The sequence below is a fragment of the Bacteroides ndongoniae genome (assembly GCF_900108345.1).
Taxonomy (GTDB): domain Bacteria; phylum Bacteroidota; class Bacteroidia; order Bacteroidales; family Bacteroidaceae; genus Bacteroides; species Bacteroides ndongoniae.
In genome coordinates, this window is record NZ_FNVV01000013.1 from 553266 (window position 1) to 574285 (window position 21020).

At 48.9% G+C, this 21020-nt stretch carries 16 protein-coding genes; 4 read left to right on the top strand and 12 right to left on the bottom strand.

Going from position 1 to position 21020, the window contains the following annotated elements; genetic code table 11:
• Window positions 1-44: 44 nt before the first annotated feature.
• From BQ5591_RS06505 to tsaB, 8 genes are all read right to left on the bottom strand, one after another.
• Window positions 45-4181, bottom strand: a complete 4137-nt coding sequence (locus BQ5591_RS06505) for a hybrid sensor histidine kinase/response regulator transcription factor (protein WP_071148830.1) — start codon at window positions 4179-4181, stop codon at window positions 45-47.
• Window positions 4182-4326: 145 nt separating this feature from the next.
• Window positions 4327-5661 (bottom strand): RIP metalloprotease RseP, encoded by a 1335-nt coding sequence (rseP, locus tag BQ5591_RS06510; RefSeq protein ID WP_022164026.1) that lies wholly within the window; start codon window positions 5659-5661, stop codon window positions 4327-4329.
• Window positions 5662-5707: 46 nt separating this feature from the next.
• Window positions 5708-6865: a 1-deoxy-D-xylulose-5-phosphate reductoisomerase gene (locus BQ5591_RS06515; RefSeq protein ID WP_205410624.1), complete on the bottom strand. Its 1158-nt coding sequence runs from the start codon at window positions 6863-6865 to the stop codon at window positions 5708-5710.
• Window positions 6866-6929: 64 nt separating this feature from the next.
• On the bottom strand, window positions 6930-7796 hold the full coding sequence (locus BQ5591_RS06520) for a M23 family metallopeptidase (RefSeq protein WP_022164028.1): 867 nt from the start codon (window positions 7794-7796) through the stop codon (window positions 6930-6932).
• 54 nt (window positions 7797-7850) lie between these two features.
• Complete coding sequence (gene rimM / locus BQ5591_RS06525; RefSeq protein ID WP_022164029.1) at window positions 7851-8387, bottom strand: ribosome maturation factor RimM; 537 nt, start codon at window positions 8385-8387, stop codon at window positions 7851-7853.
• A gap of 5 nt (window positions 8388-8392) precedes the next feature.
• Window positions 8393-9697 carry a UDP-N-acetylglucosamine 1-carboxyvinyltransferase gene (murA, locus tag BQ5591_RS06530; RefSeq protein WP_071148831.1) on the bottom strand — a complete coding sequence of 435 codons (1305 nt, stop codon included), beginning with the start codon at window positions 9695-9697 and terminating at the stop codon, window positions 8393-8395.
• Between the two features lie 16 nt (window positions 9698-9713).
• Entirely contained in the window at window positions 9714-10346 is a 633-nt protein-coding gene (locus BQ5591_RS06535) for a DUF4290 domain-containing protein (RefSeq protein ID WP_022164031.1), read from the bottom strand.
• Window positions 10347-10400: 54 nt separating this feature from the next.
• Window positions 10401-11093, bottom strand: a complete 693-nt coding sequence (gene tsaB, locus BQ5591_RS06540) for a tRNA (adenosine(37)-N6)-threonylcarbamoyltransferase complex dimerization subunit type 1 TsaB (RefSeq protein WP_071149366.1) — start codon at window positions 11091-11093, stop codon at window positions 10401-10403.
• A gap of 93 nt (window positions 11094-11186) precedes the next feature.
• Here tsaB and BQ5591_RS06545 point away from each other — a divergent pair, with 93 nt between their 5' ends.
• From BQ5591_RS06545 to nadD, 4 genes are all read left to right on the top strand, one after another.
• Window positions 11187-12065 carry a YicC/YloC family endoribonuclease gene (locus BQ5591_RS06545; protein WP_071148832.1) on the top strand — a complete coding sequence of 293 codons (879 nt, stop codon included), beginning with the start codon at window positions 11187-11189 and terminating at the stop codon, window positions 12063-12065.
• Between the two features lie 67 nt (window positions 12066-12132).
• The gene (gmk, locus tag BQ5591_RS06550; protein ID WP_071148833.1) at window positions 12133-12696 is read left to right on the top strand and encodes a guanylate kinase; all 564 of its coding nucleotides are present in this window, start codon (window positions 12133-12135) and stop codon (window positions 12694-12696) included.
• Window positions 12693-12932 carry a hypothetical protein gene (locus BQ5591_RS06555; RefSeq protein ID WP_071148834.1) on the top strand — a complete coding sequence of 80 codons (240 nt, stop codon included), beginning with the start codon at window positions 12693-12695 and terminating at the stop codon, window positions 12930-12932. Before gmk ends, BQ5591_RS06555 begins: the two co-directional genes overlap by 4 nt.
• A gap of 49 nt (window positions 12933-12981) precedes the next feature.
• Window positions 12982-13569, top strand: coding sequence for a nicotinate (nicotinamide) nucleotide adenylyltransferase (gene nadD / locus BQ5591_RS06560; protein WP_071148835.1), 588 nt, complete (start codon window positions 12982-12984; stop codon window positions 13567-13569).
• Between the two features lie 491 nt (window positions 13570-14060).
• Here nadD and BQ5591_RS06570 read toward each other — a convergent pair whose 3' ends face one another.
• The 4 genes from BQ5591_RS06570 to BQ5591_RS06585 form a co-directional block, all read right to left on the bottom strand.
• Window positions 14061-15341 carry a GTP-binding protein gene (locus tag BQ5591_RS06570; RefSeq protein WP_071148837.1) on the bottom strand — a complete coding sequence of 427 codons (1281 nt, stop codon included), beginning with the start codon at window positions 15339-15341 and terminating at the stop codon, window positions 14061-14063.
• 184 nt (window positions 15342-15525) lie between these two features.
• On the bottom strand, window positions 15526-16863 hold the full coding sequence (locus BQ5591_RS06575; protein WP_071148838.1) for an NADP-specific glutamate dehydrogenase: 1338 nt from the start codon (window positions 16861-16863) through the stop codon (window positions 15526-15528).
• A 365-nt stretch (window positions 16864-17228) separates the two neighbouring features.
• Window positions 17229-19517 carry an NADP-dependent malic enzyme gene (locus tag BQ5591_RS06580; RefSeq protein WP_071148839.1) on the bottom strand — a complete coding sequence of 763 codons (2289 nt, stop codon included), beginning with the start codon at window positions 19515-19517 and terminating at the stop codon, window positions 17229-17231.
• A 101-nt stretch (window positions 19518-19618) separates the two neighbouring features.
• Window positions 19619-20899 carry an O-acetylhomoserine aminocarboxypropyltransferase/cysteine synthase family protein gene (locus BQ5591_RS06585; RefSeq protein WP_022164042.1) on the bottom strand — a complete coding sequence of 427 codons (1281 nt, stop codon included), beginning with the start codon at window positions 20897-20899 and terminating at the stop codon, window positions 19619-19621.
• Window positions 20900-21020 lie beyond the last annotated feature (121 nt).

Sequence of the window (21020 nt, forward strand, 5' to 3'; positions counted from 1 at the left end):
CTGGGCTGCTGCAAGGGCGTTATTGTATTGGAATGCAAGACTGCTTATTCTTCGTTCGTTTTTTCTCCTTCGCTTTTCATGTCTTTGGGTGATATGCCGAATTTTTTGCGGAAGCAGAGACTGAAATATTTCGGGTCGTTGAAGCCTACGCTATAGGCAAGTTCCGATATTCTCATTTTTTTGTTTTCCTGTATCAGTCGGAAAGCTGCCTGCATACGTACGTTTGATATGAATACGGCAGGGGTTACTCCGGCCAGTTGCTTCATTTTTTCGTTGAAGGTAGTACGTGCCATACCCATCTCGTTGGTGAAAGCTGTGGTATCGAACTGCTGGTCGTCCAGATGACTGTTTACAATATCCAGTGCTTTTTTCAGGAATTCTTCATCTTGTGGTGTATAGTCGACTTCTTTGGCTTCGAATACCAGTTTTTTGCGTGCATCGTTGTTTTTTCCTAATTCTTGTTTTTTAAGTAAGTTGTTTATTTTGGCGGTAAGTACCGATATCTTTAACGGCTTGCAGATGTAGCCGTCGGCACCGGCTTCGTATCCTTCTACACGGTTGGTATCGCTGATGCGTGCAGTAATCAGGATGACGGGAATATGGGCTGTTTCGAATGTCGATTTTATTTGTTTGCACAGCTCTATACCGTTGATTTCGGGCATCATGATGTCGGTTACTACTAAGTCTATTTTTTCTTGTCCGATCATTTGCCATGCTTCCCGGCCATCTTTTGCTTCTGATATAAGGAAATGTGCCGACAATATCCTTGCCATACTTTTCCGCAGTTCTTCATTGTCTTCGGCCAATAGTACATGTATATTATGGTTGGGCGATGAGGGAATGTTATCCTCTCTATCAGCCAGAGTGTCTGCTTCTTCGTGATCAAGATTTTCGGTTTCGGCATCCAGATAGTTGTTTGGTGAATCGTCTACTTCTTCATTGCTGAAGACATTACGGCCGAAAGGAATTTCTACGGTGAATGTGGTACCTTCTTCCAAGGTACTGGTTACGCGGATATCACCGTGATGCAGTTTGACCAAGTCTTTGGTAAGCGATAATCCAATTCCGGTACCTATAGTATGGAATTTACGGTACTCTCCTTCGTAAAAACGTTCGAAAAGGTGATTTATTTTCTCTGCGGGAATAGGTGTTCCCGGGTTGTTTATACTGAATGTATAACGCTGGTTGTTAGGATCAATACTTTGTCTTAGAGTGATTGTCCCTCCTTCGAGAGTGTATTTAGCCGCATTTGACAACAGGTTATAGAGAATCTTGTCAAGCTTGTCCGAATCGAAATAACCCGTACAGGGAGTGTCGAAGTTTTCTAATGCGATGTATAGCTTCTTTTTCCGTACGAGCGGAGTGAAAGCTATGACTGAACGTTTGATGAACAGGGTGATGTTGCCTTCGGATACACGCAGTTGTTGCTTGGCATTTTCTACTTTCCGGAACTCCAGAATTTGTTGTATAAGCCTGATGAGGCGCATGGAATTGTCAGATATACCTCTTAGCTGGCTTTTCATACGTGGATATTGTAAATTCAGTTCTTCTACCGAAGCCTGTATGACCGAAAGAGGAGTAAGCAGTTCGTGGGTAATATTGGTAAAGAATTGCAGTTTGGCATGGTTCACTTCTTCGAGTTTTTGTCGTTGCAATTTCCCCATTTCGATGGCACGTCTCATCAGCATACGTTTCCGTATTGTAATATAAAGGTATACAAATATGCCTATGGCCAGCAGAATGTACAGACAATAAGCCCACCAGGACAACCAGGGTGGAGGCAGAATAGTGATATGGATACTGCGTTCCTGATTCGACCAGTTCCCATTGGGATTAGCTCCTTTTACTTTGAATATATAGTCGCCGGCCGGTAAATTGTTGTAGTAGGCAAAATGACGGCGGGCATTGGTCGAAATCCATTTAGGGTCGTATCCTTCCAGTTGATATTTGTATTTGTTTAGTTGTGGATTGATATAACTCAGTATTGAAAAGTCGAGACTGAAATTGTTTTTATCGTAAGGTAGTACGATATGCGTGGCATAATCCAATGGGGCGTTGAGTATTTTTTCTACTTCTGCCTGAGGTAAATGCCGGATGGAGGTATTGTGTATTTGCAGGTCGGTAATAACAACTGGATAGGAAGTGTTGTCGTAGCTGATCTGATCCGGACGGAAGCTGTTCAGTCCTCGTGCACCTCCGAAGTATAAGGTGCCGTCTTCTTTCTTGAAACAGGCATTACGGTTGAATATATGGTCTTGTAATCCTTCCTCCATGGTATGGGTATGAATATGTGCAGCATCAATATGGTTAATATTAATGTGATACATTTTGGTATTGGTGGTCAGCCACAGTCCTTCTGAATTGTCTTCAATCATTGAAAACACGACATCGCCCGGTTCGAATTGTTCATTGAACACGGACAGGAAACGGTCAGTTTTCTCGTCATACAAATCAAGCCCGTTTCCATTAGTGCCTGCCCATATTTGGTTATGGCTGTCGACACACATAGTCATGGCACCTACTGATTGAGAGTTGTTATGCGAGGCGGCGTAAATTTTCCCACTGTATTTATTTCCATCGTATGTCAGACGCCAAATGCCATTGTTGGGAGTTGCTATCCATATATTGCTGTTTTTGTCTTCTACTATTTTGAAAACGGGAACTTGTGCCCACGCCTGTTTTTCGTTGGGGATTAGCATGTCTATGGTCCACATTTTTCCTTTCGGGTCGAGCATGCATAGTCCGGTTCGTGTTCCAATCCAGAGGTTGCCTCGTTTGTCTTCCAATAACGAATAGATGCATACATCGGTCAGAGCAGGTTGTGTTTGCGTATTGACTACTTTTGTCTCTTTACCGTTGTATAACCATATTCCGTCATCCCACGTTGCAAAGCAGAAGGTGCCGTCGGACAGGCGGATTATATCGTTGACGGTTGATATATAGGGAAGATGACTGAATGCGGAATGTTGTTTGTAATGTATTACTTTCTGTTCGGCAACGTTGTATTCAATGAGTCCATATCCCATAATTCCCATATAAATGGATTGTTCGCTTGCTGGAAAAGCACTGCGTACCGAACTGGTGGGGAAACGTTGCAATAATGGAGCTATCGGGTCATAGTTGAACAGCTTTTTTCTGGTGTTTACAGTATAGACACCTCCTCCAAGCATACCAATCCACATGAGTCCGTCCCGGCTGTACAGTAAGGCATTGACTTCATTGAAAGGTAATGGATTTTTTCCTTTGTTGGGCAGATAGTTGCTGAATGTACCGTTTCCGTTTTCCGATTCAAGAATACTGAGTCCGCTACGTGCGCCAATCCATAATTTTCCGGTATTACGGTCTTGTGTGATTGTATATATGATATTATCGCACAGACTTTCTTCCCGGTTTTCTTCATGTTTGAAGTGTTTAAGACTATAGTTATCCATGTCGTATGGATTTTCCATTTTGATCAGGCCATGTCGCCATGTCCCTATCCATATATTACCTTTGTTGTCTTCGAATAAGGTATGTGCTGATTGTGACGGGTTGATGTTTCTGTAGGTATAGAATCGGTCGCTTTTCGGATCGTAACGAAGTAACCCTTGAGCCCACGTTCCTATCCATATGTTTCCGTTGGAGTCCTCAATGATGGATTTGACATCAAAATACGGACTATTTGTTTCTTGAATCTGTGAATCACATAATTCAAAAGTATTACTTCCTGCCCTTTTCCTGAAAATACCTTTATTGGCTCCTACCCATATTTCTCCTTTGCTGGTACATTCCAAGGCCTCAATATGGCTTACTTGGAGGAGGGGAGAGATGATCTTTTTAATATTCCCCTTTTGTTTGTCAAGTACGTACAAGCCGTTGTTTGTACCTATCCATAGCTTGTGGTTGTTGTCTTCGGATACAATGTTTACAAAGCCGTTTATATTGTGTGTGGGGTCGATACCATTAGGGCGATAGACTATATTAGAGTAGCCATCAAAGCGCAGTAAGCCGTTATAGGTTGAAATCCAGATGTAACCATCATTGTCCTGATATAAATTCCGCACTTCGTTGGTCGGTAAAGATGAGGAATTCAACGGGATGAATTGTAGATCGTTGGCATGCAGGTTGTAACGGATGTTTGCCAAAAGAATCAATAGTAGAAAAAGAAAGAGTTGTTTAGGTAAGGAAATGGTGTGTATCATAGCTATTGACTTTTTTTGTTCAGATATAAGGCCACGTTTGAATAGATGTATTTTCAAAGTATGGTGAACCTAAGAGGGAGGATTGCGCGTATACATGACTCAGTCATGCATACGTGCAATTCTTTTTATTTTATACGAGATTCTTTTAGAATAAGAATCTCAGTACGTCGTTGAAGTTAGCCCAAAGAAGCAGGGCAAAGAGCAAGAACATACCCACCATCTGTGCGTGTTCCATGAACTTGTCGCTCGGTTTACGGCGTGCAATAATCTCATAGAGCAGGAACAGAACGTGTCCACCATCTAAGGCTGGGATAGGCAGAATGTTCATAAAGGCCAGAATGATACTGAGGAAGGCTGTCATGTACCAGAACTGATGCCAATCCCATGTAGCGGGGAAGATACTGCCGATGGTTCCAAAGCCACCCAGTTGTTTGGCTCCTTCCTTAGAGAAGAGATACTTCATTTGGCCTACGTAGCCTTTCAGTGTGTTGATACCTAAAGCTACTCCGGCGGGGAATGAAGAGAAGAACGAGTATTCTTTCTGTACCACTGGCAACAGGCGTGCGGTACGCATTTCAGCCGTAATTCCGATTTCGTAAAGTGAATCGGTTGTCAGGCTGAGGGTATCAGTAACGCCGTTACGTACATAGGTCAGACGGATATCGTGTGAGGCTTGTCCGTCCTTTTGGCGATTCATCATTTCTTCCTTAAAGTCGAAATAGGCAATGTTTCGTCCGTCCAGTTGGGTGATGCTGTCGCCCGGTTGAAGTCCGGCCAGTGCGGCAGGACGCCCGGCTACGACACTGTCGATAACAAACGGATAGCGGAAGTCGGCAAAGCGTGTACTGTCGGCCAGTAGTCGGTCCATCAGGTTTTCGGGGATGTAGACGGATGCTTCTTTGCCGTCACGCAATACAGTCACCTGGCGAGCATCAACAATAGCGGTCAGCAGATCGCTACCCATACGCTCGAAGGGTACGCCGTCGGCTGAGATTAATACGTCACCGTCGCGGAAGCCTGCCTGATGCATCGTTTCGTTGAAGTCCATACCGAGCGGGGCTTTCTGTACGGGAATGTAAGAGTCACCCCAGGCAAAGAGTATCATGGAGTAGATGAACAGGGCCAGCAAGAAGTTGAACAACACACCTCCCACCATGATGAGCAGTCGTTGCCATGCCGGTTTGGCGCGAAACTCCCATGGCTGCATGGGTTGCTTCATCTGTTCGGTATCCATTGACTCGTCTATCATACCGGCTATCTTGACATAACCACCCAAAGGCAGCCAGCCGATACCGTATTCTGTTTCGCTGTTCTTAGGTTTGAACTTAAACAGCGTGAACCAGGGGTCGAAGAAGAGGCAGAACTTTTCCACTCGCGTCTTGAAGAGGCGGGCAAAGAGGAAGTGCCCCATTTCGTGTATGACGACGAGCAATGAAAGGCTCATAATCAGTTGCAGGGCACGAATCAAGAATGTTTCCATTATTTATCCAACTATTAAAATTCAACTATTAATTATTAATTTTCAATTATCCATTGATGACGCTTTCGGCTACACGGCGCGCTTCGGCATCGGTGGCTACATAGTCTTCGTAGGTAGGTTTGCTGATGAAAGATACACGTTCCATGGTCTTTTCAATCACATCGCTCATGCCGAGGAAGGAGATGCGGTCGTGTAGGAAAGCGGCTACGCACACTTCGTTAGCTGCATTGACAATGCAGGGCATGTTTCCACTCCGGTGCAGGGCTTCGTAAGCCAAAGCCAAGTTACGGAAACGGGTGGTATCGGGTTGCTCGAAAGTCAGTTCCGTACATTTGGTGAAGTCCAGACGTGGGAACGAGGCGTGCAGACGGTCGGGATAGGAGAATGCGTACTGAATAGGCAGGCGCATGTCGGGCATACCGAGCTGTGCTTTTACGGCACCGTCTTCAAACTGTACCATGCTGTGAATGACCGATTGCGGATGTACAACTACTTCTATCTGATCCGGGCGTACGCCGAACAACCATTTGGCTTCTATCACTTCAAATCCTTTGTTCATCATCGAAGCGGAATCAATGGTAATCTTGGCACCCATCTCCCAATTGGGATGATGCAGAGCCTGTTCTTTAGTCACTGTTTTCAGTTGCTCGTGAGTAAACGTGCGGAAGGGACCTCCCGACGCGGTAAGAATGACTTTCTCGATAGCGTTTCCGTTTTCACCAGCCAGACACTGGAACACGGCAGAGTGTTCCGAGTCGACAGGAAGAATGGATGTGCGGTTCATGCGTGCCAGGTCGTTGATCAGTTCACCTGCTACGACGAGTGTCTCCTTGTTGGCCAAAGCGATGGTTTTACGGGCACGGATGGCGTTGATGGTAGGTTTCAGTCCGGCATAGCCCACCATCGCAGTCAGTACCATGTCAACGGGTTTCTCGGCAACAATCTGGCAAAGAGCCTCTTCGCCGGCATATACCTTGATAGGCAGGTCGGCCAGTGCTTCTTTCAGTCGCGGATATTTCGACTCGTTGGCTATGACTACGGCTTCGGGCATAAACTTGCGCGCCTGTGCGATGAGTTCCTCGACACGGTTGTTGGCCGTCAGTATGTAGGCCTCGTATTTGTCGGGGTGCTCTTCGATGACTTGCAGGGCTTGCGTCCCGATGGAGCCGGTAGAACCTAATATGGCAATCTGTTTCTTTATCATTTTCAGATTCGTTTTTTGAGTATTTCTCTATACTTATATATAATGTATATTTCAGTTGTTCGGTTTAGAATACAATGAATAATTCCGGATCGGCGGCCCTGCCCCTGTGCCACAGCTCGAAGTGCAGATGCGGGCCAGTAGTCAATTGCCCGGTATTTCCTACCAGTGCAATGGCTTCGCCGCCTTTCACCTTATCGCCGCTTTTCTTGAGCAGCGAACCACAATGCTTATATATTGAAACGAACTCCTGGCTGTGTTGTATGGCTATCATGTACCCTGTTTCGGTGGTATAAGTGCTCAGAATGACCGTGCCGTCGAGGGTAGCCAAAACGCTTTCACCGGGATTGGCGGCAATGTCGGTGCCGAAGTGTTGTTGTTCGGCATCGAACTTGGCCGAAATCATACCACGGGTGGGGCGGTAGAAGATCAGTCCATCGGCTTCGGTGTGAGCGGTGATGTTGGTCAGGTTGTACTTTTCGGCCTCTTCATACTGTTTGCGGAAGTCGGTTTCGCGTTGGGTGCGTTCCATCAGCGAGTCCTCGCGGAGAATGGCCAGTGAGTCCATGGAACGTACGGTGTCGGCTTTGATTTTTCCCAGAAAGATGTCCTGGATGTTCATGATGTAGAGGTTCTGCTGGTTGACCAATAACTGTAGGGAGTCTACCCGCAAGGCGTTTTCTACGACCTGTGCACGGACCTCACTGTTCATATAACCGGGCAAATAGTTGCGCAGAGGTGTGGCTGCTATGATGAGGGCCGCAATCAGAAACAGGACAGTAAGTACGGAAAGCAGTACGGAGATGCCGTTCAGTTTGGACACGTGCAAACCGAAGACCTCTTCCAGCGTATTCTCGTTGATGACGGTCAGTTTGTACTTGAATTTGATGTCCTTCCAAAAGGCTTTTCTTCGTTTCCTGTTTTTCTTTATCATGATTCGATCCTGTTTATTCAGTATTGTTTTTTTGTAAACCAGGCTTTTCTCGTTTTATTCCTCTTCTGCTTCATCAAGGTTCAGCAGGCCTTGTGGCAAGTCTACCGTAATGACTTTATGCTGCTGGTCGATGTCGACGATAAAGTCTTCCTGTGCAGGAATGAGCAGTTCCTCTCCCTGGCGGTCTACGATGAAGAGGGTGTTGAGGGTAGAGTCGTCCACATCGGTTACTTCACCCAAGTGTCCGTGGTGTATTTCTTCCATACGGAACCCTACGAAGTAGTTCCACGTCAGTTCGTCCGGCGCAACCTGCTCGGCATGTTTTATGGGGAAGTAGACCTCAACGTTGGTGAACATGCGTGCCCGTTCGGCGGTATCGATTCCTTCGAGTTTCATCAGGGCTGTGGTGTCCGAACGGAAGCGGTACTCTTCGATGAAGAAGGGTACGAGGATGCCGTCCAACAGGCAGATGATGTATTCTGCTTCCACACGGTCGAAGATGTCGTCACTGAAGGTGAACTGCAATTCGCCGTGGATGCCGTGGGGCTTGTTGAATATACCTATTTTATATACTTCTTCTCGTTTGATCATATTGTTTATATTCTCGTTATCCGTGCTCCCAGTGCATTGAGTCGTCCTTCGATGTTCTGGTAGCCGCGGTCTATCTGTTCGATGTTGTGGATGCGGCTGATGCCATCGGCACTCATGGCTGCTATCAGCAGGGCGATACCTGCCCGGATGTCGGGTGAAGTCAGATTGCCTCCGCGCAGCTTAAAGTTGTGGTTGTGACCGATGACAACGGCGCGATGCGGGTCGCAAAGGATGATTTGCGCTCCCATGTCTATCAGTTTGTCCACAAAGAACAAACGGCTTTCGAACATCTTCTGGTGGATGAGTACACTGCCTTTGGCCTGTGTGGCTACTACAAGCATCACACTGAGAAGGTCAGGAGTAAGTCCCGGCCACGTGGCATCGGCAATGGTCATGATGGAGCCGTCGATGAATGATTCTATTTCGTAACTGTCCTGAGCAGGAATGTAGATGTCGTCGCCCCGTTGCTCCATCTGGATGCCCAGTCGGCGGAAGCTGTAGGGAATAATGCCCAGATTCTGGTGCGACACGTTTTTGATGGTCAGTTCGCTTCCTGTCATGGCAGCCATTCCGATGAAGCTACCCACTTCGATCATGTCGGGCAGTACGGTGTGTTCCGTTCCGTGCAGCTCTTCTACGCCTTCGATGGTGAGCAGGTTCGAGGCAATGCCTTCTATCCTGGCCCCCATACGGTTCAGCATGCGGCACAGCTGTTGTACGTAAGGCTCGCATGCTGCGTTGTAAATGGTTGTTTTGCCTTTGGCCAGCACGGCAGCCATGACGATGTTGGCGGTACCGGTGACGGACGCTTCGTCGAGCAGCATGTAGGTGCCTTTCAACTCGCGGGCGGTAATCTCGAAGATTTCGCGCTTGTCGTTATAGGTGAAGTCGGCGCCCAGGTTCTGTATGCCGATGAAGTGTGTGTCCAGTCGGCGGCGTCCTATCTTGTCGCCTCCGGGTTTGGAAATCAACGCTCTGCCGAATCGTGCCACCATGGGACCTACCAGCATGACAGAGCCACGCAGACTGGAGCATTTCTTCAGAAAGGCATCACTTTCCAGATAGTCCAAGTCGACGTTCTCGGCTTTGAAGCTGTAAGTATCTATTCCTTGCTTGGACACGGTGACGCCCATGTCGCGCATCAGTTGAATCAGATTGTTGACGTCCAGAATATCGGGGACGTTGTGCACGATGATTTCCTCGGGTGTGAGCAGAGTGGCGCAGATAATCTCCAGTACCTCGTTTTTGGCTCCCTGGGGATAGATGTCGCCCGAAAGTCTGTGACCTCCTTCTATTACAAATGATGCCATGGTGTTGCAGGGTATTTTAGTATTTCCGTTTATTATTGTTCCGGTTGTTATTGTTGTTCCGGTTGTTGTTATTATTAGCCTTGTTGGGACGGTAGTTCTGCTCGATGCGTTCGGCCATCAGGCGTACGATGTCGTCGGTCATTTGCAGTTTTCCGTTCGACAGTTCTAAAAGATCTTCGGCTATCTTGCGGTCGTCTACCGTGTCCTTGTTCCACGTCATGTAGTCCTTCTTCATGTGGTTGCAGATCAGGGCTACCAGATTGCGCTTCTCGTCGCCTTCGGGAAATTCGCAAGCTTTCTGGATCAGTATTTCCAGCGTGCGTCCGTAGTGGCGGTAGCGTATCTTGGTGTTGGGGTAGGGAACGGGCTCGGGTTTGTTGTCTAGCTTGTCCTTGCGGATGACTTCGAAAGGATAATCGATGTCGAGCTTGAAGTCGGACATGATGGCCAGGTGATCCCAAAGCTTGTGCTTGAAGTCGGGCACGTCGCGCAAGTGCGGGAACATACCTCCCATAATGTTGATGATGGTGTTGGCACAGCGTTGGCGCTCGGCACGGTTCTCGATGGTCAGAGCGTGGTCTACCATGTTCTGGATGCTGCGTCCGTATTCGGGAAGAGGCATCCGTTTCTGTTGAGTGTTATATTGCATTTTGTTAATGGATAATTGACGTTGGGTAATGTCTTTTTCTTTCACGGCGTCGGCTTACAGCAACTTTTTGGGCATGCTGGCCACGAACTCTTTCAGGTAGAAGGGTTCGAAGTAGGCTACGTCCTTGAAGTCCTGTTCGGCTATAGCTTTTTCGGCTAGCGGAAACATCATGCTGGCCAGCGGACGGATGTCGTCAAGGAAGTGCGCGTTGGGATGAGTAATCTTCTCCTTGCACTTGGCGGCTCCGTCGCCGAAGAAGTATACGGGATGTTCGTTCAGAAATTCCGTGTACGAGTTTTCGTCCACAATGTCGGCGGCAATGTCGCGCACGGGTCTGAGGGCGCGGTCGTAAATGGCGGCATAAACTTCCATGCGGCGGGCGTCGATCATGGGGCACAGCAGGGCGTCGTCGGGCAGCTCGTCGTGATAGAGCAGCACGGGGGCACTAAGCACCTTCAGCGTAGGCAGGCCGATGAGTTTCAGGTCGCGTCCGTAGCACACGCCTTTGGCCATGGACACACCGATACGCAGGCCGGTGTACGAGCCTGGGCCGCAGCTGACGGCTACCGCATCGAGCGGCATGGCATGGCTGTCGGCAAACGACAGGGCTTCTTCGACAAATACTCCCAATGAAACGGCGTGAGATGGGCCGTTCAGGTCTTCTTTTGTAAATACGTTTTGTCCGTCTTCGCTGACTGCCACCGAGCAGGCGAAAGTAGACGTCTCAATATGTAAGATACATGACATAGTTTCTAATCTTTTAATCAGCAGACAAAAATACATGATTATTTTCAGTATTTAAAATAATCGTGTAATTTTGCGCAAAACTTAAGAAGCATTATGATACAGTCAATGACGGGTTATGGCAAGGCAACAGTCGAACTGCCCGATAAAAAAGTGAACGTTGAGATAAAATCGCTTAACAGCAAGGCAATGGATTTGTCTACACGCATTGCCCCGCTTTACCGAGAGAAAGAGATGGAAATCCGTAACGAAATAGCCAAGACGCTGGAGCGCGGAAAGGTGGATTTCAGCTTATGGATTGAGAAGAAAGATGCCGAACAACTGGCTACTCCCATCAATCAGGAACTGGTGACGGCTTACTACAATCGGATAAAGGAAATATCGGCTGCGACGGGTATTCCCGAGCCCGAAGACTGGTTTGCAGCTTTGCTTCGCATGCCGGACGTGATGACCAAGAACGAGACGGTCGAGGTGACCGACGAGGAGTGGAGCGTGGTAGCTGCCGCCGTACGCGATGCTATCGGGCATCTGGTGGACTTCCGCAAGCAGGAAGGTGCCGCCCTCGAAAAGAAATTCCGTGAGAAAATAGCAAACATCACCCATCTGCTTGAAACCGTTGAGCCTTACGAGAAGGAACGGGTCGGAAAAATCAAGGATCGCATTACGGAAGCTTTGGAAAAAACACTGAGCGTGGATTACGACAAAAACCGTCTGGAGCAGGAACTCATCTACTACATCGAAAAGCTCGACATCAACGAAGAGAAACAACGTCTGGCCAATCACCTGAAATACTTCATCAGCACGCTGGAAAACGGCAGCGGACAAGGCAAGAAGTTAGGATTCATCGCTCAGGAAATGGGGCGCGAAATCAATACGCTGGGCAGCAAGTCCAACCATGCCGAGATGCAGAAGATTGTCGTTCAGATGAAGGACGAACTGGAGCAGATCAAGGAACAGGTCCTGAACGTGATGTGATGGAAAGGAAGAATTCTTCCTCTCTTAATTTAACTACTTAAATATTTTAATTCTTAATAGAATCGTTGTGGCTAAACTGATTATCTTTTCAGCCCCCTCGGGCTCGGGCAAGTCAACCATCATCAATTATCTGCTGACACAGAACCTGAATCTGGCTTTTTCCATATCGGCTACCAGCCGTCCGCCGCGCGGAACCGAACGCGACGGTGTAGAATACTTTTTCCTGACGCCGGAAGAGTTTCGCCGTCGTATTGCAGACGATGAGTTTCTGGAGTACGAGGAGGTTTATCACGACCGCTTCTACGGCACGCTGAAAGCACAGGTCGAAAAGCAACTGGCCGACGGACAGAACGTGGTGTTCGACGTCGACGTTGTGGGCGGATGCAACATCAAGAAGTTCTATGGCGACCGTGCCTTGTCGGTATTCATCCAGCCGCCTTCGGTGGAAGAACTTCGTAGCCGCCTTGTAGGACGGGGCACCGATACGCCCGAAGTAATCGAAGACCGCGTGGCAAAGGCCCAGTACGAGCTTTCGTTTGCTCCGAAGTTCGACAAGGTGATTGTGAACGACGACTTGGAGAAGGCTAAAGCCGAAGCCTTGGAAGTAATCACTCAATTCCTGCAGTCATGAAGCCGTATATCGGAGGTTCAGGCAACCGGCCGGCGCCCTTATCGGAGCATCCGAAACAGAACAAGGTGTTATTGGTTATCAACATTGTGCTCTGCCTTGCATCGATTGGTCTGGCGGTGGGCTACTACTGTTATTCGGATTACGAACTGACGGTATGCATGTTGCTCGTGGCGCTTGTCACAGGCTACAATGTCTTTATGGCATGGCGCACTTTGCGTGGCGGCAGGAAGAAATAGGGCATCGTGACGGACATCCTTGTTTAAATCTTCAATCTCAGTGAAACAGATGAACATCGGCATTTTCAGCGGCTCCTTCAATCCCGTTCATATCGGACATTTGGCTTTGGCCAACTACCTTTGCGAATACGAGGGACTGGACCAGGTATGGTTTATGGTCAGCCCCCGCAATCCGCTGAAAGAGGCCGACGAACTGATGGACGACTCGTTGCGTCTGAAGCTGGTTCAGCTTGCCGTCGAGGGCTATCCTAAGTTTCGGGCGTCCGACTTCGAGTTTCGTTTGCCGCGGCCTTCGTACACGGTGCATACGCTCGACGAGCTTCGGCGTGCTTATCCTCAGCACGTCTTTCATCTGATTATCGGGTCGGACAACTGGCTACTGTTCCCGCGCTGGCGCGAGTCGGAACGTATTCTGGCCACTACTCCGCTCATCATATATCCGCGTCCGGGCTATCCGGTCGACCCACAGACACTTCCTCCGACGGTGAGGATGACATCGGCTCCCGTTTTCGAAATCAGCTCCACCTTTATCCGGCAAGCCATTGCTGAGGGACGCGACATCCGTTATTTCCTCCATCCGCGGGTGTACGAGGCGTTGTGCAAAGAGGATAATTGTACGGTTTCTCAAGCTGAGTAGCTGGAGTGACAGAAGAACGCCTTCTTCACTTGTTCTCCTTTCAAAATGATAAAATTTAGTCGTATTGGCTGACACGGCCTTTTTCTGAAACTTCCGAAATAGAAGTTGAACCGGACGAAAACTGCCTTTAAACTGCATATATATGCAGATAATAGTCGAAAATAGTGTCTTTTGGAGGTGAAAATGCATGTCTGCTGCTTCCGGAATGCTTGTTCGGCTCTCGCAGATTGCTTGTTCCGCTTCTGTGGAATGCTTGTTTGGCTCGCCAACATTGCTTGTTGCGTTCGTCAACATGGTATTTCGGAGCCGGAATCATGGCTTTTCCCCGTCAGGCGGATTGTTTTTCTTCTATTCTGAATGTCAATATTTCGCTATCGTGTTGTAGAAGAGACGGATGCGGAAAAACGCTTCGCAAAATGGAAACAAAAACACCTGCGGCCGGAAATATCGCATTCTCGCCGCAGGTGAAATACAAAGTGTCAAAATGTTAGTTACTCTAAACAGGCGTCTAAGTCGCGTGTCAGCTGTTCCTTGTCTATGTGCTGGCCGATGAAGACTAACTTCTGCATCCGGTCGCCATACTTCTCGTCCCAGTCGCGCATCAGTCCCGGTTCCTGTTTCATCAGTTCGATGAGGTCTTCTTCGGGAGCAGTGGCATACCACAGTCCGGCTTCGGTCAGCTTCTTCTGCACGCCGGCCTGTTCGAAGAGGTACGACATGTCGCGGTTGTGGCTGAAGTAGCACACGCCCTTGGTACGGATGACGTTGCGGGGCCAGCGGGTAGCGATGAACTGGTCGAGCTTGTGGATGTTGAATGCCGGTCGGCGGTAGTACACAAACGTCTGGATGCCATATTCTTCCACCTCACCGCCTTCGTGGTCGTGATGGTGGTGGTGATGGTGTCCGTGCTCGTCGGCTTCGTCATGGTGATGTTCATGCTCGTCGTGGTGATGTTCATGTTCTTCATCATGATGGTGCTCGTGCTCCTCGTGGTCGTGGTGGCCGTAGCTGTGGGCTTCCCGTTCTTCTTCGGGAGTGGCCTGACGTTCTATCTCGCGTATCCATCCGGCAGAAGTAGCTACGCGTTCGAAGTTGAACATACGGGTGTTGAGGATGTGGTCAAGGTCGATGCGTCCGTAGTCGCATTCGATGATTTCGGCAGCCGGCTGCAGGGTCTTGATGATTTGCTTGATGCGTCCCAGTTCTTCGGGTTTCACTTCCGAAGCCTTGTTCAGCAGGATGATGTTGCAGAATTCGATTTGCTGGATGATAAGGTTTTCGATATCCTCCTCGTCGATGTGCTTGCGCGTCAGGTTGTCGCCGCAGGCAAACTCGCTCTGCATGCGCAGGGCGTCAACCACGGTAACGATGCTGTCCAGCCGGCAGATGCCGTATCGGGTATACATGCCGCCCATCGTCGGTATGGAGCAGATGGTCTGGGCAATAGGCTCGGGCTCGCAGATGCCGCTTGCTTCGATGACGATGTAGTCGAAGCGCTGCATCTTCAGTATGTCGCCTATCTGTTCTACCAGGTCCATCTTCAGCGTACAGCAGATGCAGCCGTTTTGCAGGGCTACCAGGCTGTCGTCCTTCTTGCCTACAACGCCGCCTTTCTGGATGAGGTCGGCGTCGATATTTACTTCGCCGATGTCGTTGACGATGACGGCAAACTTGATGCCGCGTTTGTTGGCCAGAATCTGGTTGACCAGTGTGGTCTTTCCACTGCCCAGATAACCGGTGAGCAGCAGTACCGGAACTTCTTTTGTATTCATGAGGATTGTTATTTTTAGTTTCTTTTGTCCATTGTTTGAATAATGCGGCGCAAAATTAGCCGATTTCTCTGATAATAAGATGTAAAGTAGATGAAAGGTGTATAAAAGAAAATCTCTCCTGCCGTGTATGCACGACAGAAGAGATTCTTTAGTTGTATTGAGTATCTATGGCTGCGTTTGTTTCTTATACAATGCCTTGAGCCATCATGGCATTAGCCACCTTCATGAAGCCTGCCACGTTGGCACCCTTCACGTAGTTCACGTAGCCGTCGGGTTCGGTACCATACTTCACGCAGTTCTCGTGGATGTTCTCCATGATGTAGTGCAGTTTGGCGTCTACCTCTTCGGCGCTCCATGACAGACGTTCGGAGTTCTGTGTCATTTCCAGACCCGATACCGATACACCACCTGCATTGGCAGCCTTACCCGGAGCGTACAGAATCTTGGCTTCCTGGAATACGCGGATAGCTTCCGGAGTAGAAGGCATGTTGGCACCTTCGGATACGGCAATCACACCGTTGGCAATCAGCTTGCGTGCATCGTCGCCGTCAATTTCGTTCTGAGTGGCCGAAGGAAGTGCGATGTCGGCTTTTTCGCCCCAAGGACGTGCGCCTTCTACATACTTCACACCCGGATATTGTTCGGCATACTCGCGGATACGTCCACGGTAGAGGTTCTTCAGTTCCATGATGTAATCCAGTTTCTCGCGGTCGATACCTTCGGGGTCGTAAACATAACCGTCAGAATCGGACATGGTCAATACTTTACCACCCAGTTGCAGTACTTTTTCAGCTGTATATTGGGCAACGTTTCCAGAACCTGAGATGAGGACAGACTTGCCTTTCAGATCCCAGCCTTTGGTCTTCAGCATTTCCATCAGGAAGTATACGTTACCGTAACCGGTAGCTTCGGGACGGATCAGTGAGCCACCGAATTCGCGGCCTTTACCTGTCAGCACGCCGCTGAATTCACGTGTCAGCTTCTTGTACATGCCGAACATGAAGCCTACTTCGCGGCCGCCTACACCGATATCACCAGCCGGTACGTCTACATCGGGACCAATGTGGCGCCACAGTTCCAACATGAATGCCTGGCAGAAACGCATTACCTCAGCATTTGACTTGCCACGCGGTGAGAAGTCGGAACCACCTTTACCGCCACCCATCGGCAGTGTAGTCAGTGAGTTTTTGAATGTCTGTTCGAAAGCAAGGAATTTCAGAATACCCAAATTGACTGATGCATGGAAACGGATACCACCTTTGTACGGGCCAATGGCGTTGTTGTGCTGTACGCGATAACCCATGTTTGTCTGTACGTTGCCTTTGTCGTCAACCCACGTTACGCGGAACTGATATACGCGGTCGGGGATGCAAAGACGTTCGATCAGATTAGCTTTGTCGAACTCGGGATGTTTGTTGTATTCTTCTTCGATGGTCGACAGTACCTCTTCTACTGCCTGATGATACTCCGGTTCGTTGGGAAAACGTCTTTTCAGATCTTCTAATACCTTAGCTGCATTCATAATCTATTTTTCTTTTATTGGTTTTTACTATATGTTACCTAAAACAATATATTGCTTACTAACTTCTTCTTTATTGCTGATTGCGGTTGCAAAAGTAAACATAAAATTGGAACCTGCAAACATTTTATAAAGAAAATGCGGGATAAACCAACATTTTTGTTGTTTTATCCCGCATAATGGAATAAAAAGATATTATTTATTCTTTTTGATAGACTGAAAGACAGGCAGGAATACGAACGCTGCCGAAAGTGCAAGCGTTACGATTACAGGACCGTCAATTCGTTCGGCATATACCAGAACAAGGTAGCAAAGTGCTGCCCAAAGCAGCACAATGCATACTATTTGTGTTTTTGATAACGGACGTCTCATTGGCAGGCTTTCTTTTTATCCACGATGGCGTCGATAACGGCTACTGCCGTGATGTTGACGATGTCGCGGACGGAACTTTCGAAGTCGGTGAAGTGAATCGGCTTGTTCAGTCCCATTTGTATCGGGCCTATCAGTTCCATTTCCGTATTCATGGCCTGCAGCAGTTTATAGCCTGCATTGGCCGAGCTCAGGTTGGGGAAGATAAGTGTGTTGACATCCTTGCCTTTCAGTCGGGTGAACGGGTACTTGGCATCGCGCAGCGTACGGTTCATGGCAAAATTAACTTGCATTTCACCGTCGATAGCCAGGTCGGGATAATGCTGTTGCATGTAGTCTACGGCCTGGTGCACGCTTACCGGACTTCCTTCCTGATCGGCACCGAAGTTCGAGTAACTCAGCATGGCCATCACCGGAGTGTGGTTGAAGAAACGTACGGTCTGGTCGGCCAGACGGGCAATGTCTATCAGGGTTTCGGCATCTGGATGGCGGTTGATCAGTGTGTCGGCCAGGAAGTAAGTACCTTTCTTGGAGTTCAGTATGTGCATGGTGCCGAAGTGGGAGTAACAGGGCTGTATGCCGATGACTTCTTTAGCCACCTTGATGGTATTGCTGTATTTGGTGTACAGTCCGGTGATGAAAGCGTCGGCTTCGCCTGTCTCTACCATCATCATACCGAAGTAGTTGCGTTCGAACATCTTGTCGTTGGCTTCCTCGTAGGTGACACCTTCGCGTGCGCGTTTTTCGGCCAGGATGCGTGCATAACGTTCACGGCGCGGTGCTTCGTCGGGATGGCGCAGGTTGACAATCTCGATACCTTCCAGACTGAGGTCGAGTTGCTTGGCGAGTTTTTTGATAGCCTCGTCGTTACCTAATATAATAGGATGGCAGATGCCTTCGGCCTTGGCTTCGACGGCAGCCTTCAGCATGTTGGGGTGAATGCCTTCGGCAAACACTACGCGTTGCGGGTTGCGTCGGGCTGTATCGTAGAGCTGGCGGGTCAGTTTGCTTTCCTGTCCCATCAGTTCGCGCAGTTGCAGTTTGTAGGCATCCCAGTCTTCGATGTTTTTGCGGGCTACTCCGCTTTCCATGGCAGCGCGTGCTACGGCACACGATACTTCGGTGATGAGGCGCGGGTCTACCGGTTTCGGGATGAAGTAGTCGGGACCGAAAGTAAAGTTGTTCACATGGTAAGCCTCGTTTACGACGTCGGGTACTGGCTGTTTGGCCAGGTCGGCTATGGCGTGTACGGCAGCCAGTTTCATTTCTTCGTTGATGGCACGGGCGTGTGTATCGAGTGCACCGCGGAAGATGTAAGGGAAACCGATAACGTTATTTATCTGATTAGGATAGTCACTGCGTCCGGTTGACATCAGTACGTCGGGACGTGCAGCCATGGCATCCTCGTAAGATATTTCCGGAGTGGGATTGGCCAAAGCGAACACAATGGGGTGGTCGGCCATGCTGCGTACCATGTCCTGTGTCAGCACATTGCCTTTGGAAAGTCCGAGGAATACATCCGCTCCCTTGATGGCTTCGGCCAGGGTGTGTACGTCGCGGCGGTCGGTGGCAAAGTAACGTTTTTGTTCGGTCAGATTCTCGCGGTCGCTGGTGATGACACCTTTGCTGTCCAGCATCAGGATGTTTTCGCGACGTGCGCCGAGTGCTTCGTACAGTTTGGTACACGAAGTTGCCGAAGCACCTGCACCGTTTACTACTATTTTCACGTCTTCAATCTTCTTCCCGGCCACTTCCAGAGCGTTCAGCAGTCCGGCACTGGAGATAATGGCTGTACCGTGCTGGTCGTCGTGCATGACGGGGATGTCCAGCTCTTCTTTCAGCCGGCGTTCTATTTCGAAGCATTCGGGAGCTTTGATATCCTCCAGATTGATACCGCCGAAAGTCGGTGCGATGGCTTTTACAGCTTCTACAAACTTGTCGGGATCTTTTTCGTTTACTTCGATGTCGAACACATCGATACCGGCATATATCTTGAAGAGCAGTCCTTTTCCTTCCATAACGGGTTTACCGCTCAAGGCGCCTATGTCGCCCAGTCCCAGCACAGCTGTACCGTTGGATATAACAGCTACCAGATTGCCTTTAGCTGTATATTTATAAGCATCTTCCGGGTTTTTCTCTATTTCCAGACAGGGTTCGGCTACGCCGGGCGAATAGGCCAGCGAAAGGTCGGTCTGTGTACTGTAGGGCTTTGTGGGGACTACTTCTATTTTTCCAGGTTTGCCTTGCGAGTGATAGAGCAAAGCAGCTTCTTTTGTAATCTTTACCATAGTCTGATTGATGTTGATGAATAATGAATATTGTATAATTGTATTTGTATTTATTCCATCAGCATGGCTTTGAAATGCGATGCCGATGGAAGAGGGTTATGTCAGGCATTCAGTGCCTGTTCGATATCGGCGATAATATCGTCCACATTTTCTATTCCGACCGAGAAACGGATCAGGTCAGGACGTACGCCAGCTTCGATCAGTTGCTCATCAGTGAGTTGGCGGTGTGTATGGCTGGCAGGATGCAGCACGCAGGTACGTGCATCGGCTACGTGAGTAACGATAGCAGCCAACTTCAGGTTGTCCATGAACCGGATGGCTACATCGCGTCCACCCTTCAGACCGAAGGAGATAACACCGCACGAACCGTTGGGCATGTATTTCTGTGCCAGTTCGTAGTATTTGTTGTCGGGCAGGCCGCAATAGTTCACCCATGCCACTTTTTCATTCTTTTGCAGGTATTCGGCAACGGCCTGTGCGTTTTTGCAGTGTTGGGGCATACGCAGGTGCAGGGTTTCGAGGCCGAGGTTCAGCAGGAACGCATTTTCGGGCGACTGGATGCTACCCAGGTCGCGCATCAGCTGTGCGGTAGCCTTGGTGATGTAGGCCATCTTGCCGAAGGCTTTTGTATACGTCAGTCCGTGATACGATTCATCGGGTGTACACAGTCCGGGGAACTTGTCGGCATGGGCATCCCAGTCAAAGTTTCCACTGTCTACGATACAGCCGCCTACGCTGGTGGCATGTCCGTCCATGTACTTGGTGGTAGAGTGAACCACGATGTCGGCTCCCCATTCGAACGGACGGCAGTTGATGGGAGTAGGGAAGGTGTTGTCCACTATCAGGGGCACACCATGTTTGTGTGCAATACGGGCAAACTTTTCTATGTCGAGCACCTCAAGAGCTGGGTTCGAGATGGTTTCGCCAAACAGGGCTTTCGTATTGGGACGGAAAGCGGCGGAGATTTCTTCTTCGCTGGCGTCAGGATTGACAAAAGTAACGTCAATACCCTGCTTCTTCATGGTGACACCAAACAGGTTGAATGTACCGCCATAGATGGCCGACGAGCAGACAAAGTGATCGCCCGCTTCGCAGATGTTGAAGATGGCATAATAGTTGGCAGCCTGTCCGCTGGACGTCAGCATGGCGGCTACACCTCCTTCAAGGGCAGCAATCTTGGCGGCAACGGCATCGTTGGTGGGGTTTTGCAGACGGGTATAAAAATATCCGCTTTCTTCGAGGTCGAACAAACGCGCCATCTGCTCGCTGGTTTCGTATTTGAAGGTTGTACTCTGGTAGATAGGGAGCACCCGCGGCTCTCCTTTTTTAGGAGACCATCCGGCTTGTACGCAGAGGGTCTCGGGCTTGAATTGTTTTGCCATAATGCTATCTATTTTTTTTAGTTTCTTATCAATTAACATGTAACTGCTCGCAAAAGTAAGGAAAATAATGTAATTTTGTCCGCAATGAAGGTTAAATGATAATTTATTGGTGCACAACCGT

Bases quoted from the DNA above. Each gene is read 5' to 3' on its own strand.
- BQ5591_RS06505 (WP_071148830.1), bottom strand. From the start codon at position 4,181: ATGATACACACCATTTCCTTACCTAAACAACTCTTTCTTTTTCTACTA.
- rseP (WP_022164026.1), bottom strand. From the start codon at position 5,661: ATGGAAACATTCTTGATTCGTGCCCTGCAACTGATTATGAGCCTTTCA.
- BQ5591_RS06515 (WP_205410624.1), bottom strand. From the start codon at position 6,865: ATGATAAAGAAACAGATTGCCATATTAGGTTCTACCGGCTCCATCGGG.
- BQ5591_RS06520 (WP_022164028.1), bottom strand. From the start codon at position 7,796: ATGATAAAGAAAAACAGGAAACGAAGAAAAGCCTTTTGGAAGGACATC.
- rimM (WP_022164029.1), bottom strand. From the start codon at position 8,387: ATGATCAAACGAGAAGAAGTATATAAAATAGGTATATTCAACAAGCCC.
- murA (WP_071148831.1), bottom strand. From the start codon at position 9,697: ATGGCATCATTTGTAATAGAAGGAGGTCACAGACTTTCGGGCGACATC.
- BQ5591_RS06535 (WP_022164031.1), bottom strand. From the start codon at position 10,346: ATGCAATATAACACTCAACAGAAACGGATGCCTCTTCCCGAATACGGA.
- tsaB (WP_071149366.1), bottom strand. From the start codon at position 11,093: ATGTCATGTATCTTACATATTGAGACGTCTACTTTCGCCTGCTCGGTG.
- BQ5591_RS06545 (WP_071148832.1), top strand. From the start codon at position 11,187: ATGATACAGTCAATGACGGGTTATGGCAAGGCAACAGTCGAACTGCCC.
- BQ5591_RS06555 (WP_071148834.1), top strand. From the start codon at position 12,693: ATGAAGCCGTATATCGGAGGTTCAGGCAACCGGCCGGCGCCCTTATCG.
- nadD (WP_071148835.1), top strand. From the start codon at position 12,982: ATGAACATCGGCATTTTCAGCGGCTCCTTCAATCCCGTTCATATCGGA.
- BQ5591_RS06570 (WP_071148837.1), bottom strand. From the start codon at position 15,341: ATGAATACAAAAGAAGTTCCGGTACTGCTGCTCACCGGTTATCTGGGC.
- BQ5591_RS06575 (WP_071148838.1), bottom strand. From the start codon at position 16,863: ATGAATGCAGCTAAGGTATTAGAAGATCTGAAAAGACGTTTTCCCAAC.
- BQ5591_RS06580 (WP_071148839.1), bottom strand. From the start codon at position 19,517: ATGGTAAAGATTACAAAAGAAGCTGCTTTGCTCTATCACTCGCAAGGC.
- BQ5591_RS06585 (WP_022164042.1), bottom strand. From the start codon at position 20,899: ATGGCAAAACAATTCAAGCCCGAGACCCTCTGCGTACAAGCCGGATGG.